The organism is Leucobacter viscericola (assembly GCF_011299575.1).
Taxonomy (GTDB): Bacteria; Actinomycetota; Actinomycetes; order Actinomycetales; family Microbacteriaceae; genus Leucobacter; species Leucobacter viscericola.
On record NZ_CP049863.1, the window covers coordinates 1,545,100 to 1,560,206 of the forward strand.

Sequence of the window (15,107 nt, forward strand, 5' to 3'; positions counted from 1 at the left end):
GGGCACACAAAAAGCGCGGGCTTCACCACCCCTGAGGGGGCGAAACCCGCGCTTTTTAATGACGCTAGAGACTAGCGGTACAGCGCGTTCCTGAAGAGGAATGCAGCCATTGCCTCACGCGAAACCGCGTCATTGGGCTGGTAGTAGGCCGTACCGTTAATCCGGGTTCCCGTCGAAATACCGCTGTCTTTCATCCAGCTGATTTCGTTGTAGAACTTGTGATTTGAGTTCACGTCAGCGAAGTATGCGTAGTACTTCTTGTTTCCGGCTGGCGCATACTGACGGTACATGAACGCAGCCATTGCGGAGCGGGACACTGCGTCCTTTGGCTTGTACTCACGGCCACCCGCCACCTTATTACCGGTGGAAAGACCCGAGGTGTACATCCAAGCAATTTCTTTGTAGAACTTGTAGTTCGTCGGAACATCCTTGAACGGCGACCTTGCTGGAGCCTTGTAGTTCGCCGGTGCGTTCATGCGGAACATAAACGCCGCCATCGCCTCGCGAGAGACACTGTCCTTCGGCTTGTAGTAACGCGCGTTTCCAACCTTGGTGCCGGTGGAAGTCCCCGAGGTGTACATCCAACGGATCTCGTTGTAGAACTTGTGGTTCGACAACACGTCCTTGAATGGAGAAACCTGCCCGCTGCTACCGGTGCTCAGAGTACCGTTCACTCCCGAAACTGACTTAGCTCCATCTAGCGTTATAAGGTTCGCTTTTGCCTGGCTCGGCTTCTTATTCCACCACTCGCCCTTGGCGATATCACGCCCGGTCTTCGCAGTAAATTCAACCGAGTACTGGCCCGGCCCAAGCTTTACTGCGAGATAGGTACCGCTGTGATTCTGGTATGCGTAGTACAGCGGGAACCAGACGCCATCAATCTTCTGATAAACATTCGCGGCCCGCTCAAAGTCACTCGGTAGGCCACCGGTTACAGCAATCTTGCCAGTAATCTTGCTGACCGGGTTGACTCCTGTTACGTTCCTAGTCAGCGTAGTTCCAGCGGCCGGAGTGAATTTAGTCTGAGTGCCGGACTTCACAAACTGCATGGAGCCCGTGTTGATGTTGTAGGAGGCGATCTGCAACCAGTAGTCTCCGGCAGGCATGGCACCCGATTCATACGTGCCAGCTGTTCTATCCCAGTACAAAGCCCAGCGCTCGTTCTTGGCGTTGACCGCGTAGAAGCCTGCCCCCGCCTTATCAAAGCCGCTGGGAATGGAGATTCTTCCGGTCAAAGCAACACCACGCGGAAGCGTACCGTTAATTCCCGAAGCATTTACCTGTCGAACGTCGACAGCAACAGCCTTGTCACGCGAGAGCGCTTTGGGGTACCACTGGTCCACAAGAACGGGACTTGCCGCCCAACTTTCCATCGAAATTCGGTACCGACCCGGTGCTAGGTTCTTGAAGGTATACACCCCTGTTGCCGCATTCCAGGTGTCACGCTGCGCAGCAGGAACACTTGTGCTGTTGTAATTCAGGTAACGGCTATCGCTTCCGGGGCGGACCCCCTTAACCGAGGTCTCAGCGTTCTCGAGGTACACATGCACTCCCGAAAGTGAACCTGCAGCCACGCTTACCTTTCCAGAAATGGAACGATTACCCACTGCAGTGGCTGCCATCGCCGCATTATCCTTCGAATCAAGCGCGGGCGCCTGGATGGAAAGTGCGGCCATGGGCTGCGCACTATCGTCGGGGACGGTGCCAAAAGCAAGAGGACCGCTCAGGTTAGCGTTAAGATCCGCTGAGGTAACAAGTTCCGCCGCCGGACGGGACCTTTCCATTGTCTCATCAGCACTCGGCTCTGACACGGCCTCATCGCTCGTAGCCGAAGCAGCAGCCTTAGCATCAGCATCAGCATCAGCATCAGCCACAACTACAACAGCAGCCAGCGTCACATCAACATCGTCACGATTCGCATCGGCGACATCAACAAGCCCACCCTCGGGCGCCTCAGCAGTGGCACCAAAAGTCTGGCCGGCTACGACCTCAGCAGAGTCCCCAGAAACCTTGAACTCAACTCGGTATGCGCCTGGCGCCAGATCGGAAATTACGTAGGTACCGTCTTCTTCAACTGCAACCGGCTCGAGTGCCCCCTCTGCACCGTCGAGCGTGGCCTGAGCAGTGACGTCAGCAAGCGACGCCGACGATCCTTCAGGAAGACTTACAACACCAGAAATGGTGCGGGTCGCGCCGTCTTCGGCGTGAGCAATCGACTGCTGGCCAGCAGTGAGACTCAGCATCGAAAGGACAAGCGCTACGACAGCAACGATAGCGGTGAGTTTCCACCGGGATCTTGCTTCATGCACAGTTGCAGGAAGGGACATTGCACTCCAAAAGACTATTTAAGGGGTTGGGGGATGCATGCGATAGCACACAAAAATCGAGAATATCAACATTAGCGAGATTAGGCGATTCCTCAGAAAACTTTCACACTTCCATTAGTCAGTACTCACTAATGTGGCGGGCGTACACTGGCCGGACCACAACTGAAGGCACCAGCCCGAACGCCAAAGGAGACAGCCATGAGCAGGCAATCAGGATCAGGCGACTACCCGGTTCAGCGCAGCGACCAGGAATGGCGCGAGCAGCTCAGCGCGGAAGAATACGCGATCCTGCGCCAAGCGGCCACCGAGCGGGCCGGCACGGGGGCCCTGCTTGATGAGGAACGCGCTGGCCTATATAGCTGCCGTGCCTGCGGTAACGAGCTTTTTATCGCTGGCACGAAGTTCGACTCCGGCTGCGGCTGGCCGAGCTTCTATGAGAGCGTGCGCCCGGAGGCAGTCGAACTCCTCGAAGACAACAGTCTCGGCATGACCAGAACCGAAGTGAGGTGCGCAAATTGCGGCTCACACCTCGGCCACGTCTTTCCCGACGGCTTCGGCACCCCCACCGGCAATCGCTACTGCATGAACTCCCTCGCACTGACGTTTGAGGTCGACGAAGCATGACCTCCCCCGCGTTTGACGCGCTTCGCGCCAGACGATCACACTCGAAGGTCACCGACGAGGCCCCAAGTCGAGCCGAACTCGAGCACCTCCTCACCGCAATGTCGAGTATTGCGGACCACTCCGGCCTGCGCCCCTGGCGCATCATCGAGTTGCGAGGTGACGCCCGCCGCAGCCTGGGCGAGGGGCTCGCAAAAGCCGCCGCAAAGCAGGAGACACGATCTCATAAGGAATCCGACGCGGAGAAGCACATCTCAAAAGCGATGCGGGCGCCATTGGTCCTCGCGATTGTTGTGAGCCCAAAACCTTCACACAAGGTTCCGCTCTGGGAACAGGAGGCGGTCGCGAGCGGGGTTGCTCACTCGCTTGGGCTGTTGCTGCACGAAGCCGGATGGGGATCCATCTGGCGTACTGGGCCGCTCACCCGCACGAAGGCAGTCCGCAAAGCACATGGAATCAAGAAGCCCGAGTATCTACTCGGTTGGCTCTACGTTGGCGGGATTCCAGATCGCGACAAAACGCCTAAGCCCCGCAAGCCTCTCGACGTGACGAAACACCTCAGTTCGCTGTAGCGCGTGATGGCAGCGCCGCAATCACCACGGCAAGTAGGGAGATTGCGGATCCCGCAATCAATCCAGGGGTGAGTCCGTCAGCAAGCGGGATCCCCGCTTCGAACGCGACAGCAGCGATCAATTGGCCGGCAACGTTCGACATACTCAGCAGCAGCACTCCCGCAGTACGCACCAGCATCGCCGCGACGGCAATGAAGATTGTGCCGACGATTCCCCCGATGTAGTACCAGGGTGAGCTCGGCCAGTTTGTTGGCCAGCCCGATACAACAACTGAAACAGCGGCCGCTACAACGAGGATCGTGGTGCCAACAACGAAGTTAATGAACGTCGACGCGATTGCGCTCTGAGCTGCAGCACGCACAATTCCGTTCGCCATGGACTGCCCCGCGACAAGCACACCGATCACAAACGGAAACACCACCAGCCAGACGTAGTGCAAAGTGCCCAGATTTGAGCCGACAGCTACCGCAACGGCGACCACCGCGAGGGCAGTGCCAACGATACGAAGCGGCGTAGGATCCATCCTGCCGCCCGGCCCGAGTCCGACTCGGTCGAGGATCAGACCACCAAGCACCTGCCCCGCCACAATTCCCACGGTGAACAGCGCGAGGCCGGTGAGCGGAGCGACCAGACCCTGCGCAAGAACAAACATGGATCCGGCACTCCCCCGAGGAGCGTCCAGACTGGCAGCTTGCGGGTTTTGAGATCACCGCGCAATTTTCCGAGCCCACGCCTGGCTTTCGGAGACGCCGTCACCATGATGCACATAATGATGAGCCCAGAGCCGAACGAGGTGGCTGCGGTAACGTACCCGTTGCCCAGCTCCTGACTCAGTCCGCCGTTAACGCGGGACTGCAGCGCAACGAGCACGCCTGCAAGGCCCGAGCCGACGAGGGCGGCCCAGACGGGAAACTTCGATGTTGCGCGATTCACCCACTCACCCTATCGCCCCGTCAAACACAAACCGACAGTTGGCGACACGCAAAAGACCCCGCTTTCGCGGGGCCTTGCTTGGAGCCGCCTGTCGGACTCGAACCGACCACCTGCGCTTTACAAGGGCGCTGCTCTACCAGATGAGCTAAGGCGGCGAGCGGGCGGCCGCGAGGCCGCCCTGAATAGTTTAGTCCTTCTTCGCGTCAGCTTTCGAATCGGCGCTCGTGTCGGTCTTGGAATCGGCACTCTTCTGCTCGATTTCACCCTTAACCTTCAGCAGGTAGCTTTCCAGGGTGCCGTCGCGAGTGGGGTTCCACTGCTGACCATTGACGATCACGGTCGGTGTGCTGACGAGACGCTGCGGCTTGTCAGCGGGCTGCAGCTCAGTGTTGCTGCTCGGCATCAGCAGACGCGCACCCTTGGCGAGGCCCTGCACACCGTCTTCACTCACAGCCTTATAGTTGGCAGAGATGAAGCTGGCGTAGGGCTGGCTCTTCACGCACTGCTTGAGCTCATCAGTCAGCTTTGCACCGGCGTCCTTAGCCTGCTGGAGCAGTTCGTCGTCAGTCAGTCCGGTAGTTCCCTCTTGAGGCTGCACCTCTTTGCTCAGCAGACGGTTGTGCAACTGGAAGGCAACGTCTGGCTGCTGATCGACCACGCAGCTGAAGAGGTTTGCTGCGCGAGTGGAGTACTTACTGCCAAGCGACGAGGAGTCCAGGAAGTTAATCGGGTAGACCTCAAGCTTGACGTCGCCGCTGCCGACGAAGTTCTGGAGGATCTCACCGTTCTGCTGCTCAAACGCACCGCAGGCGGGGCACATGTAGTCGGCGTAGACCGTGACGTCGAGTGGCAGCTTGCTGCGGTCAGTCTCGGGTGCCTTGCGAGTCTCGCCTGACTCGAGGCGGGGACCCTTCACAACTTTCAGATCCTTACCAAAGACGACTCCACCGGAAGCCATGTTCTTGGGCCCGGGCCCGGGCGGCTGTATCGACTGAGTCACAACAATCGCCACAATGGCGAGGATTGCAAGCACGCCAACGACGATCCCACCCTGCCAAAATAGACGATTGCGCTTTTCGCGCTTCTTTTCTTGCTCGCGAGCGAGTCGTGCCTGCTCGCGGCCCTGTACGCGTCGCTCGTTTTTAGTCAAGCGACCGTTTGTCTCATTTGCCATGGGTGGATCTCCAAGTTGGTCCGCTCACGCGGGTTTGCTATTGCGAAGAAAGATTACTTCTTTTTGCTGGCACGACGCTCAGCACGGTTTGTGGGTGCCTCATCAGAATCTTCGACAGTTTGACCGAAGGCGCCTCGCTGAGCCGGCTTCTTCGCGGGTGCATTACGGGCCCCGGGCTGCGCAGCACCGCTCATCGCCGGTGCACCGTCTTCGTCGGGAGCACTGTAGCTCAGCTTGGACTGATCCGTGCTCTGCTCCTGGTCGAGGCCACCACCCTCAAGGTGGACGTGGCCTTCTTCGCCCTCAGCTGGGCGCACCTTGACCTCAAGGTTGTACAGAAGACCCATGGCCTCTTCCTTGATCTGCCCCATCATGCCCTCGAACATGCCGAAGCCCTCGCGCTGGTACTCAACCAGTGGATCGCGCTGAGCCATTGCACGCAGCCCGATGCCCTCCTTGAGATATTCCATCTCATAGAGGTGATCTCGCCAGCGGCGGTCGATCGTGGCAAGCACGACTCGACGCTCAAGTTCGCGCATCGCTTCTTCACCGAGTGTCTCTTCACGCTGCTTGTAGACCACTACTGCGTCAGAGAGAATCTCGGTGCGCAGGAAGGCCTTGGTCACCTTTGTGGTGCCGGCCTCGGCGAGCAGTTCGTCAACGGTAATGCCAACTGGGTAAACCTGGCGCAGGTCAGCCCACAGCGCGTCGAAATCCCAGTTCTCATCGCTGCCGTGTGAATCAAGGATCGCGTCGATCGTCTGCTCACGGAACGCATCGATGCGGGTTTCAATTTCTTCACCGTCGAGGATCTGCTGGCGATCGCTGTAGATTGCCTTGCGCTGGCGATCCAACACGTCATCGTACTTCAGCACGTTCTTGCGAATCTCGGCGTTGCGAGCCTCAACCTGGCTCTGCGCACTCTGAATCGCGCGCGAAACAACCTTCGACTCGATCGCGAGATCGTCGGGGAAGTTGTCGCGGTTCATGAGCGCAGCAGCTGCGCCCGAGTTAAACAGGCGCATGAGGTCATCAGCGAGCGAGAGGTAGAAGCGGCTCTCGCCGGGATCACCCTGACGGCCTGAACGACCACGCAGCTGGTTGTCGATACGACGGGACTCGTGGCGCTCAGTTCCGAGCACGTACAGACCGCCAACCTCAACGACCTTTTCGGCTTCGCCAGCGACGGTCTCCTTGACCGCTGCAAACACGTCGTCCCAGGCGGCCTCGTATGCCTCTGGATCCTCTTCAGTCGAGAGCCCGCGGGCTGCCATCTCCTGAACGGCCAAGAACTCGGCGTTGCCACCGAGCATAATGTCGGTACCACGACCGGCCATGTTGGTCGCGACCGTGACAGAACCGAGTCGACCCGCCTGCGCGATGATCGCGGCCTCACGAGCGTGGTTCTTCGCGTTCAGCACCTCGTGACGCACGCCAGCCTTCGCGAGCAGACGCGAGAGGTACTCGCTCTTCTCAACGCTGGTTGTACCAACGAGCACGGGCTGGCCGGTCTCATAGCGCTCGGCGATGTCGGCAGTAACCTGCTTGAACTTCGCTTCTTCGTTCTTGTACACAAGGTCGGGCTGATCCTTACGGATCATCGACTTGTTGGTCGGGATCGGCACCACACCGAGCTTGTAAGTCGACATGAACTCGCCGGCCTCGGTCTCAGCGGTACCGGTCATGCCGGAAAGCTTCTCGTAGAGACGGAAGTAGTTCTGCAGGGTGACGGTCGCCAGCATCTGGTTCTCAGCCTTGACCTGCACCCCTTCCTTGGCCTCAATCGCCTGGTGCATGCCCTCGTTGTAGCGGCGACCGGCGAGGATACGGCCGGTGTGCTCGTCAACGATCAGCACCTCACCGTTCAGCACAACGTAGTCTTTGTCGCGCGTGAACAGCGCGCGCGCCTTGATCGAGTTGTTGAGGAACGAGATGAGCGGCGTGTTGACCGACTCGTACAGGTTCGTGATGCCGAGGTAGTCTTCGACCTTCTCGATGCCGGGCTCAAGCACACCGATGGTGCGCTTCTTCTCGTCGACCTCGTAGTCAACACCGGGCTCAAGCTTCTTTGCAACACGAGCGAACTCGGTGAACCAGCGGTTTGCCTCACCTGAAGACGGACCCGAGATAATCAGCGGGGTACGCGCCTCGTCGATAAGGATCGAGTCGACCTCGTCAATGATCGCGAAGAAATGCTCGCGCTGCACGCGCTCCTCGGCCGAACCCGCCATGTTGTCGCGCAGGTAGTCAAAGCCAAACTCGTTGTTAGTGCCGTACGTGATGTCGGCGTTGTACTGCTCCCGGCGCAGCGGCGGATCCTGACCCGCAACGATGCAACCCGTGGTCATGCCGAGCGCACGGAACACACGACCCATGATGTCGCTCTGGTAGCTCGCGAGGTAGTCGTTGACCGTGACGATGTGGACGCCCTTGCCAGCGAGGGCGTTGAGGTACGCAGGCAGGGTTGCAACGAGCGTCTTACCCTCACCGGTCTTCATCTCAGAGATGTTGCCCATGTGAAGGTTTGCGCCACCCATGACCTGAACGTCGAAGGGACGCAGGCCGATCGTACGCTTCGCAGCTTCGCGAACCGCGGCGAATGCCTCGGGCAGCAGATCGTCGAGGGTCTCCCCCTTTGCGAGGCGCTCGCGGAACTCTTCGGTTTCACCCCGCAGCTCTTCATCGCTCAATTCCGCGAAGGAATCTTCAAGCCCCGCGACAAGCTTGGCTTGACGCTCAAGCTTTTTCAGAGTGCGTCCTTCGCCTACGCGAAGGAGCTTTTCGAGAACTGTCGCCACTTTAGTTTCTCCTGTACGGTTTGCCACGTTGGGTGCCACAAGCGCGACACATACGTCGTTGCCAAATTGTGACAACACTTCAGCTTACCAATCTAGAGCAGTCCGTCACCTGAAGAGATGCAAAGATAGACGTTGCCGCCAAAATTGATCGCCGATCGAGCACAAATGCGGGTGGTCATGAGGAGAACAGATGCGAGAGCGCGGCAGCGAAACACTCGTTATCCTCCCCACCTACGAGGAACGCGCCTCGTTGCCAAACATCGTGTCAGCGGTGCGCGAACAGCTTCCAGAGGCCGACATTCTTGTCATAGACGACAACAGTCCTGACGGCACGGGTGAGGTCGCTGACGAACTCGCCGCCAACGATTCGCGGATCAGCGTGTTGCACCGACGGGGCAAACTTGGCCTCGGCACCGCGTATATCGCCGGGTTTGAGCAAGCTCTCTCGGGCAACTATCGCTTTGCGATCGAGATGGACTCTGACGGATCGCACCTCGCAAGCGACCTGCCACGATTGATTGCGGCGGCTCACGACGGTGCCGGACTGGTTCTCGGGGCCCGCTGGGTGCCAGGCGGGAAGATTGAGAATTGGCCCTGGCACCGCCAAGCCATTTCGCGAATCGGCACCGCTATCGCGCGCGTTTCGCTCCGTTCACACCTCCACGACCTTACGAGTGGTTTTCGCGTCATCGACACGAACTGGCTGAGGCGGCTTGATCTGAGTTCAGTCACCACTGAGGGTTATGGGTTTCAGGTTGAACTTGCCTGGGGCCTTGAGCGCATCGGCTGCCCTGTTGTTGAGGTGCCGATCACGTTCGTGGAGCGATCAAGCGGGCGCTCAAAAATGTCGTTCGGGATCGTCGCTGAGGCGCTCGCCAAAGTGCTGCTTTGGGGCTGGCAACTGCGTTTCGGAAAGCTTCGCAAATAGAAAACGGGGGCCGTGACTGCTCACGACCCCCGTCAATCTGACAAAACTACTCAGTAGTGAGTGAAATCACACCGTAGTTCCAGCCCTTGCGACGGTAAACAACCGCCGGGCGCTCGCTCTCGGTATCCATGAAGAGGAAGAAGTCGTGGCCGACAAGCTCCATCTGATCCACAGCTTCTTCGACAGAAAGCTTTTCAGCCGGGAATTCTTTCGTGCGAATAACCACCGGTGAGTAGTCTTCTTCTGCCTGCGGCACAGTCGGCACACTGCCCGTTGCAACCGACTCAAGGACCTCGAGCGGTGCCGGCGTGACGTCGACCATGTCAAAGTCGTTCGCTGCGGCATCCCCCAGCGACGTGCGACCGCGGCCGCGACGCTCCGTGCGACGATCCTTCAAACGACGAATGCGTTCGAGAACTCGCGCGTAGGCAATGTCGAATGCCGAGTACTTGTCGCCGCCTACGGACTCCGAACGGATCACGGGTCCTGGACCAACCATCGTAATTTCGACCCGGTCACCGTGCTTCGGACTGCGATCGCTGAGTCGAGATACGCTCACCTCAAACAGCTGAGCCTTCGGGAGAAGCCCCTCAACCTTTTCAGCCTTCGACTCGACATAGCTCTTGAAGCGGTCGGTGATGCCGACATTCTTGCCGCGGATGTGCACGTCCATGGTGACCTCCCAGGGTATTCAGGCGGTGGGCCGGTGTGGCGCAACCTTACGCCTTTCTGGAAGCCTACTCCCTTCCAGAAGGGCGTTTCCAGTCCCAGAGTTTTGGCGCGTGTCACGTCGCACGACAGCACACAGGGCGACAACCGCAATGACCCGGGCCCCGGCCTCTTCAAGAACTTTCTGAGCGGCCCGCGCCGTTGCTCCCGTTGTGATCACATCGTCAACCAGCACGATCTCGCGATCACGCAGGCGCGGTCGCGCCGATCCACGCACACGGATGCGCGCTGCGTTCTTCTCACGCTGCGCGAGTTTTAGCCCCACCTGACTCGTGCGACCTCGCAGCGTTCGCAACGCCCGCAGCACCCGAGGACGTGGTGACGGTCGCCCCCGCATGGACACTCGCAGTAGCTCTTCTACGTGGCGGTTTCCCCGCTCCCGCACTCGGGAAGGACGTGAGGGCGCGGTCACAATGAGGGGTGGCCTGTTACTCTCAGCAAGCGTGAACGCTTCAAACAGTAAGCCTCGCAATTGCGGCGCCAGATGCCGAACAAAACCGACCCGGCCCCCGTGTTTGTAGGCAATCAGCACCGCCCTGAGCGGCCCCTCATAGGCTCCCCTCGCAAACACGGGAGCGCTGATCCCCGGCAGCGAACCATGGCGCAAAAGCGGGTCCCCTGACCTGATCTCGCCAAGGCAATCCTTACAACAGTCGCGGTCTGCTCGCCCGCACCCCACGCACGCTGTTGGCCAAACAAGGGCAAGTACATCAAGGCAGGTTTCTCGAAGCGTGTCGGCGAGACTCATGCCTCAATTCTCAGCTGTCACTCAGCCCCGCGACCGCCCCAAGCAGCATCTGTGGATGATTCGTCAAAATGCGACCTTGTGAGGGAACCGCCGCTAACCACGCTTTGCGAGCAACTGGACTTCGTTGTCGACCCGCTGCCAACCGCTGCCCTGCGACGCAAAGAGGTCACCCTTTTCGCCGAGAACTCGCAGCTGGGTGCGTGTGCTGCCGCCGCTGAGCTGCCAGCCGCCCGGCACCGATCCTTGATCTTGAGAAAAAAGCCCCGGTCCCCCGATGGTGACCTTGCTCGCGCGACCGGCTCGTGTCAGCGTTGCAAACCGCGACTGGTCAATCCAGTCGAAGTCAATGGGTGAGCCGACCGTTGTCATCTGTGTGTCTGCGACGTCAGTTGTGCGCACCGGCAGACCTGCCTCATCACGAACCACTGCTGCGACCAGCACCACACTTTCCTCGTCTTCTTCGACAAGAGCGGCAATTCGACTGCCGTCGGGTGAGAGCCGCACCGCTACGGGCTTTAGCCCGCTCAGCCAGGGAGCCGCAACCTGCATCGTGCCACCGTCGGGGGTTGAGACTCGCATCGTTGTCGGAGATGAGGCCTTCACCGTCCACACATTTCCAAAGACGTCATAGCTGGGCTGCAGCAGACCCCTTCGATCATCGACGGTCACAGCCCCGTCTGCATCAACCCGGCTGACACCCGCGGGCGACAACACGGCCGCAGAGGTCCCATCGGGCGACAGGGTCACCGCACTCGGGTTTAAGGCGGCGACAGGCCCACTCAGCTCCGGTAGCTCTTGGAACTCCCCGCCGACAAGTTCCCCAAGCTTTCCCCGAGCATTACCGCGGGGTTCATCGCTTCGGTCACGGGTCGCAACTCGATCTGCGAGCTCGTGGATTCTTCTCGGAGTGGCGCGTCATCAACAAGCAGTTCAAAGCTGGTGACTCCCTGCACTAGACGCAGGCTGGCGCTCAACTGGGCAGCGATCTCATCGATTGTTCTGGGCTCCGCGTCAAGCAGATCACCCGTAAAGTCGACTTTTGCGTGGCCGTTCGCGACGGGAACGGTGCCGTTCAAGAGCGCACTACCAGCGGGAAAAGCGGTCCGCACGGACTCCCGCATACGCTCGCTCGGCCCCGCCAACAGACCGTTAACGATCTCGGTCGCGAGTGCAGCGCGCGTGAGATACCACCTTGTCTCAGGGACCAAGTACCCGCCCGTACCAACAAAATTCAGCTCGTGCGAAGACCAAATGGCGAGGAAGTCGCTTCGGTCAAGAATGATGCCGTTCGGGGCTGACGAGATCCGCCACTCATCTCCGACCTTCTGAAGCTCAAATCTCATGTCCGTGCTCGGGCCAGAATTGGCGGGAAGCATCTCACCGTGCTCATCCACATTCGCGACGAGTGTCAGTGAAAGAACCCCAACAGAATCGCCCTCATCCCTGAAAGGTCGGTCGCCGTCGTCAATCAAAACGCCAGCGTTAGGATCCCACTGGTTCGCGTAGTCGTTCGTCAGGTACTCTCGCGCGACGGAGTAATCCTCGGCGCTTGACGTCGCTGCGAGCACAAACCCGCGCACGACGTCTTCCTGACTAGAGCCGGGGGTGGGGCCCGGCGGGTTGAACTGGACGAGCTGATCGACCTGGCGCAGGTCGGTGAGTCCGACCTCAACGGGCCCGGAAGACGGGATCGCGTTGCACCCCGCGAGCGTGAGCATCGCGACTGCGGCCGCAACGACTTGAACGATACGACGCCTCATTGCCGTTTCTCCTTGCGGGTACGCCTGCGAGGCCGGCGAAGCCAGCCGCCGGTCGCCTGCGGATCGCCGTCCTCATGCTCAACGTCGTCGGGAACAAGCGGCAACGGAGACATGAACGCAGAAATGCCATCGGCACGTGGAATCGTGAGCCTGAAGTTGGACCCCATGCCCGGTCGCGACCAGGCTTCAAGGGTGCCACCGTGCACCGCCGCGTCCTCGCGAGCGATCGCGAGCCCCAGTCCCGTTCCACCGAGCGTGCGTTTTCGCGAGGGATCCGCGCGCCAAAAGCGATCAAATACGTGATCGACATCGACGGGGCTGATACCGATCCCCCAGTCACGCACCGTGATCGCGATCGCCGACGCGTTGGAGTCGATCGACACAACAATGGGGTTGCCCTCACCGTGTTCAATCGCGTTACCAACAAGGTTCGAGACAATTCGGCGAATGCGGCGAGCATCGACGTCGATCGGTGCGTACCCGCCCAGTGGCCGCACCTCGATGAGGCTCGAGGAGAGAGGTTGCAGCCCCTCAACGACCTCGTGCGCGAGGTGCACCAGATTTGTCGGCTCTGTCTCGAGGAGCACACGTCCGGCGTCGTACCGCGAGATCTCCAGCAGATCCCCGAGCAAAGACTCAAACCGATCCACCTGGGTACCGAGCACCTCGACCGCACGCAACTGCCCAGGGCTCAGCCCATCCTTTTGTCCCTGCAGTACCTCGCCCGCGAGGCGAATCGTGGTCAATGGTGTGCGAAGCTCGTGCGACACGTCAGACACAAAACGCTGCTGCATCTCAGAGACCTCGTCGAGCTCTTGAATGCGCGCCTGCAGCGTGTCGGCCATGTCGTTGAATCCCTCCGAGAGCATGTCGAAGTGCTCATCGTTTTGCACCGGCATTCGCGCGTCAGTTTCTCCGGCAGCGAGGCGGCGGCTGGTATCGGCTGCGGCTCGAATAGGGCGAAACACCACCCGAGAGATGATCCACACCAAAATGCCGATGAAGGCCATCATCGCCGCGGCGGTGATCAACAGGGTGCGCTGTACAAAGCTCAGTGTGCCCTGCGTATCACTCAGCTTGTAGCCGATGAAGAGATCATATGTGCCCGCACCGGCGGGAAAGCTGAGACTTGAGGCGACCACGATCCCCGGTGACGTCGTTCCGTCCTCCTCAACAAACGTCACGGATTGCCAGTGCTGCGGCTGGGTATCGGCCGCAACGGCCTTTGCCAGCTCTGGCGATACCGCGTCTACCAGCATCCGGTTGGTGTAGGAGGGCGGTGGCGCCTCCGGAAACGTGGTCTGTCCAGGCTGTCTCCGCAGATACACCATCTGGCTCGATGAGGTGTCGCGCACGGTTCGACGCACAGACTCTGCGAGGGTCGAGAGGCTGCCGCGGTTCGATGCGTCTGAGGCGTCAAGATCATGCTGCGCAGCCAGGGTCGCGCGAGCTGAGTCTTGCAGCGCCTGATCTCGTCGTGAGGTGTAGAGGTCATCGCTGATACTGCTCAGAATAAAAACACCAGACACCAACACCACAAATCCGGTCACCAACCCCGTGATGGTCATGGTGCGCAGCATGAGTGAGCGCCGCCAGCGGGCACGGAACGGCCCGAGCACGGGTTGAGTGACGCGCACCCAGCGCAGGTGCGCCCGACGCCACGCGAGCGCGAAACGCGAGCGGCCTCGGGTTCGGGTCATGTTGTTACTCAGTGGGGGCGCCCGCGCGGTAACCCACACCACGAACTGTCATCACGATGGTTGGGTGGTCAGGATCCTGCTCGATTTTTGCGCGCAAGCGCTGCACGTGAACATTCACCAGACGAGTGTCGGCCTTGTACTGGTACCCCCACACCTTTTCGAGAAGAACCTCTCGCGTGAACACCTGCTGTGGTTTGCGGGCGAGAATGACGAGCAGGTCAAACTCGAGCGGGGTGAGCGAAATGGGGGTGTTCGCCCGTCGAATCTCGTGCGCGGCCACGTCGATCGTGAGATCACCGATGCGCAGTGTCTCCAACGTTTCCTGCTGCGGTTCGCGAAGCCGTGCCCGAATACGCGCGATGAGCTCAGCAGGGTTAAACGGTTTCACGACGTAATCGTCTGCGCCGACCTCGAGTCCGCGGACCACGTCCCTGGTGTCGGTGCGCGCGGTCAGCATGATGATCGGCACACCGGACTCAGCCCGGATCTGCTCGCACACCTCGATACCGTCGAGTCCCGGCAGCATCACGTCGAGAAGCACGAGATCGGGGCGCACCTCACGGAACATCTCGACAGCCTCAGCGCCATCTGCGGAGTGTTCAGTAACAAATCCTTCCGCCTGTAAAACCATGCCGAGCATCTCGGCCAGTGCCCTGTCATCGTCCACCACGAGGATACGTGCGCTCATGGTTCCCATTATGGCCGCAAACCCCTGAAATCTTCTCTTCCGCTGAACCTTTGCTCTTGCAACAATGACCCAAATGCCATGAAACACCGATCTCAGCGGGGAGAGTTCCTATTTCTGGTCTTGCTATGA

13 protein-coding genes, 1 tRNA gene and 1 pseudogene are annotated in these 15,107 nt (G+C 59.8%); 3 read left to right on the plus strand and 12 right to left on the minus strand.

The annotated features are described in order from the left end of the window. Window positions 1-71: 71 nt before the first annotated feature. Window positions 72-2,327, minus strand: a complete 2,256-nt coding sequence (locus tag G7068_RS07025; RefSeq protein ID WP_166290576.1) for an S-layer homology domain-containing protein — start codon at window positions 2,325-2,327, stop codon at window positions 72-74. Between the two features lie 198 nt (window positions 2,328-2,525). Between G7068_RS07025 and msrB the strand changes: the two genes are divergently transcribed. Beyond that, complete coding sequence (gene msrB, locus G7068_RS07030; protein ID WP_166290578.1) at window positions 2,526-2,951, plus strand: peptide-methionine (R)-S-oxide reductase MsrB; 426 nt, start codon at window positions 2,526-2,528, stop codon at window positions 2,949-2,951. Beyond that, window positions 2,948-3,520 carry a nitroreductase family protein gene (locus G7068_RS07035; protein ID WP_166290580.1) on the plus strand — a complete coding sequence of 191 codons (573 nt, stop codon included), beginning with the start codon at window positions 2,948-2,950 and terminating at the stop codon, window positions 3,518-3,520. Before msrB ends, G7068_RS07035 begins: the two co-directional genes overlap by 4 nt. Here G7068_RS07035 and G7068_RS07040 read toward each other — a convergent pair. The 5 genes and pseudogenes from G7068_RS07040 to secA all read right to left on the minus strand — a co-directional run bounded on the left by G7068_RS07040 (window position 3,507) and on the right by secA (window position 8,425). After that, window positions 3,507-4,043 carry a DMT family transporter gene (locus tag G7068_RS07040; RefSeq protein WP_425280501.1) on the minus strand — a complete coding sequence of 179 codons (537 nt, stop codon included), beginning with the start codon at window positions 4,041-4,043 and terminating at the stop codon, window positions 3,507-3,509. The genes G7068_RS07035 and G7068_RS07040 overlap by 14 nt on opposite strands. A 3-nt stretch (window positions 4,044-4,046) precedes the next feature. Further along, window positions 4,047-4,453: pseudogene (locus G7068_RS16430) on the minus strand (DMT family transporter); the annotation flags it as partial. A 79-nt stretch (window positions 4,454-4,532) separates the two neighbouring features. Beyond that, a tRNA-Thr gene (locus tag G7068_RS07045) sits at window positions 4,533-4,608 on the minus strand. 32 nt (window positions 4,609-4,640) lie between these two features. Then, on the minus strand, window positions 4,641-5,627 hold the full coding sequence (locus G7068_RS07050; RefSeq protein WP_166290582.1) for a DsbA family protein: 987 nt from the start codon (window positions 5,625-5,627) through the stop codon (window positions 4,641-4,643). Window positions 5,628-5,680: 53 nt separating this feature from the next. Then, window positions 5,681-8,425, minus strand: a complete 2,745-nt coding sequence (gene secA, locus G7068_RS07055; protein ID WP_166290584.1) for a preprotein translocase subunit SecA — start codon at window positions 8,423-8,425, stop codon at window positions 5,681-5,683. 190 nt (window positions 8,426-8,615) lie between these two features. Between secA and G7068_RS07060 the strand changes: the two genes are divergently transcribed. Continuing rightward, window positions 8,616-9,353, plus strand: a complete 738-nt coding sequence (locus tag G7068_RS07060) for a polyprenol monophosphomannose synthase (protein ID WP_166290586.1) — start codon at window positions 8,616-8,618, stop codon at window positions 9,351-9,353. A 46-nt stretch (window positions 9,354-9,399) separates the two neighbouring features. Here G7068_RS07060 and hpf read toward each other — a convergent pair whose 3' ends face one another. From hpf to mtrA, 6 genes are all read right to left on the minus strand, one after another. Beyond that, window positions 9,400-10,026, minus strand: a complete 627-nt coding sequence (gene hpf, locus G7068_RS07065; protein ID WP_166290588.1) for a ribosome hibernation-promoting factor, HPF/YfiA family — start codon at window positions 10,024-10,026, stop codon at window positions 9,400-9,402. Window positions 10,027-10,044: 18 nt separating this feature from the next. Beyond that, window positions 10,045-10,419: a ComF family protein gene (locus G7068_RS07070; protein WP_166290590.1), complete on the minus strand. Its 375-nt coding sequence runs from the start codon at window positions 10,417-10,419 to the stop codon at window positions 10,045-10,047. 504 nt (window positions 10,420-10,923) lie between these two features. Then, the gene (locus tag G7068_RS16435; protein WP_341873771.1) at window positions 10,924-11,727 is read right to left on the minus strand and encodes an LpqB family beta-propeller domain-containing protein; all 804 of its coding nucleotides are present in this window, start codon (window positions 11,725-11,727) and stop codon (window positions 10,924-10,926) included. Next, complete coding sequence (locus tag G7068_RS16440; protein ID WP_244304763.1) at window positions 11,610-12,590, minus strand: LpqB family beta-propeller domain-containing protein; 981 nt, start codon at window positions 12,588-12,590, stop codon at window positions 11,610-11,612. Before G7068_RS16440 ends, G7068_RS16435 begins: the two co-directional genes overlap by 118 nt. Next, window positions 12,587-14,290, minus strand: a complete 1,704-nt coding sequence (mtrB, locus tag G7068_RS07080) for an MtrAB system histidine kinase MtrB (protein WP_166290593.1) — start codon at window positions 14,288-14,290, stop codon at window positions 12,587-12,589. The genes G7068_RS16440 and mtrB overlap by 4 nt, the downstream gene beginning before the upstream one ends. Window positions 14,291-14,294: 4 nt before the next feature. Continuing rightward, on the minus strand, window positions 14,295-14,978 hold the full coding sequence (mtrA, locus tag G7068_RS07085) for an MtrAB system response regulator MtrA (protein ID WP_166290595.1): 684 nt from the start codon (window positions 14,976-14,978) through the stop codon (window positions 14,295-14,297). Window positions 14,979-15,107 lie beyond the last annotated feature (129 nt).

Coding starts and splice junctions, on each gene's coding strand:
- G7068_RS07025 (WP_166290576.1), bottom strand. CDS start 2,327: ATGTCCCTTCCTGCAACTGTGCATGAAGCAAGATCCCGGTGGAAACTC.
- msrB (WP_166290578.1), top strand. CDS start 2,526: ATGAGCAGGCAATCAGGATCAGGCGACTACCCGGTTCAGCGCAGCGAC.
- G7068_RS07035 (WP_166290580.1), top strand. CDS start 2,948: ATGACCTCCCCCGCGTTTGACGCGCTTCGCGCCAGACGATCACACTCG.
- G7068_RS07040 (WP_425280501.1), bottom strand. CDS start 4,043: ATGGATCCTACGCCGCTTCGTATCGTTGGCACTGCCCTCGCGGTGGTC.
- G7068_RS07050 (WP_166290582.1), bottom strand. CDS start 5,627: ATGGCAAATGAGACAAACGGTCGCTTGACTAAAAACGAGCGACGCGTA.
- G7068_RS07060 (WP_166290586.1), top strand. CDS start 8,616: ATGCGAGAGCGCGGCAGCGAAACACTCGTTATCCTCCCCACCTACGAG.
- hpf (WP_166290588.1), bottom strand. CDS start 10,026: ATGGACGTGCACATCCGCGGCAAGAATGTCGGCATCACCGACCGCTTC.
- G7068_RS07070 (WP_166290590.1), bottom strand. CDS start 10,419: ATGCGGGGGCGACCGTCACCACGTCCTCGGGTGCTGCGGGCGTTGCGA.
- G7068_RS16440 (WP_244304763.1), bottom strand. CDS start 12,590: ATGAGGCGTCGTATCGTTCAAGTCGTTGCGGCCGCAGTCGCGATGCTC.
- mtrB (WP_166290593.1), bottom strand. CDS start 14,290: ATGACCCGAACCCGAGGCCGCTCGCGTTTCGCGCTCGCGTGGCGTCGG.
- mtrA (WP_166290595.1), bottom strand. CDS start 14,978: ATGAGCGCACGTATCCTCGTGGTGGACGATGACAGGGCACTGGCCGAG.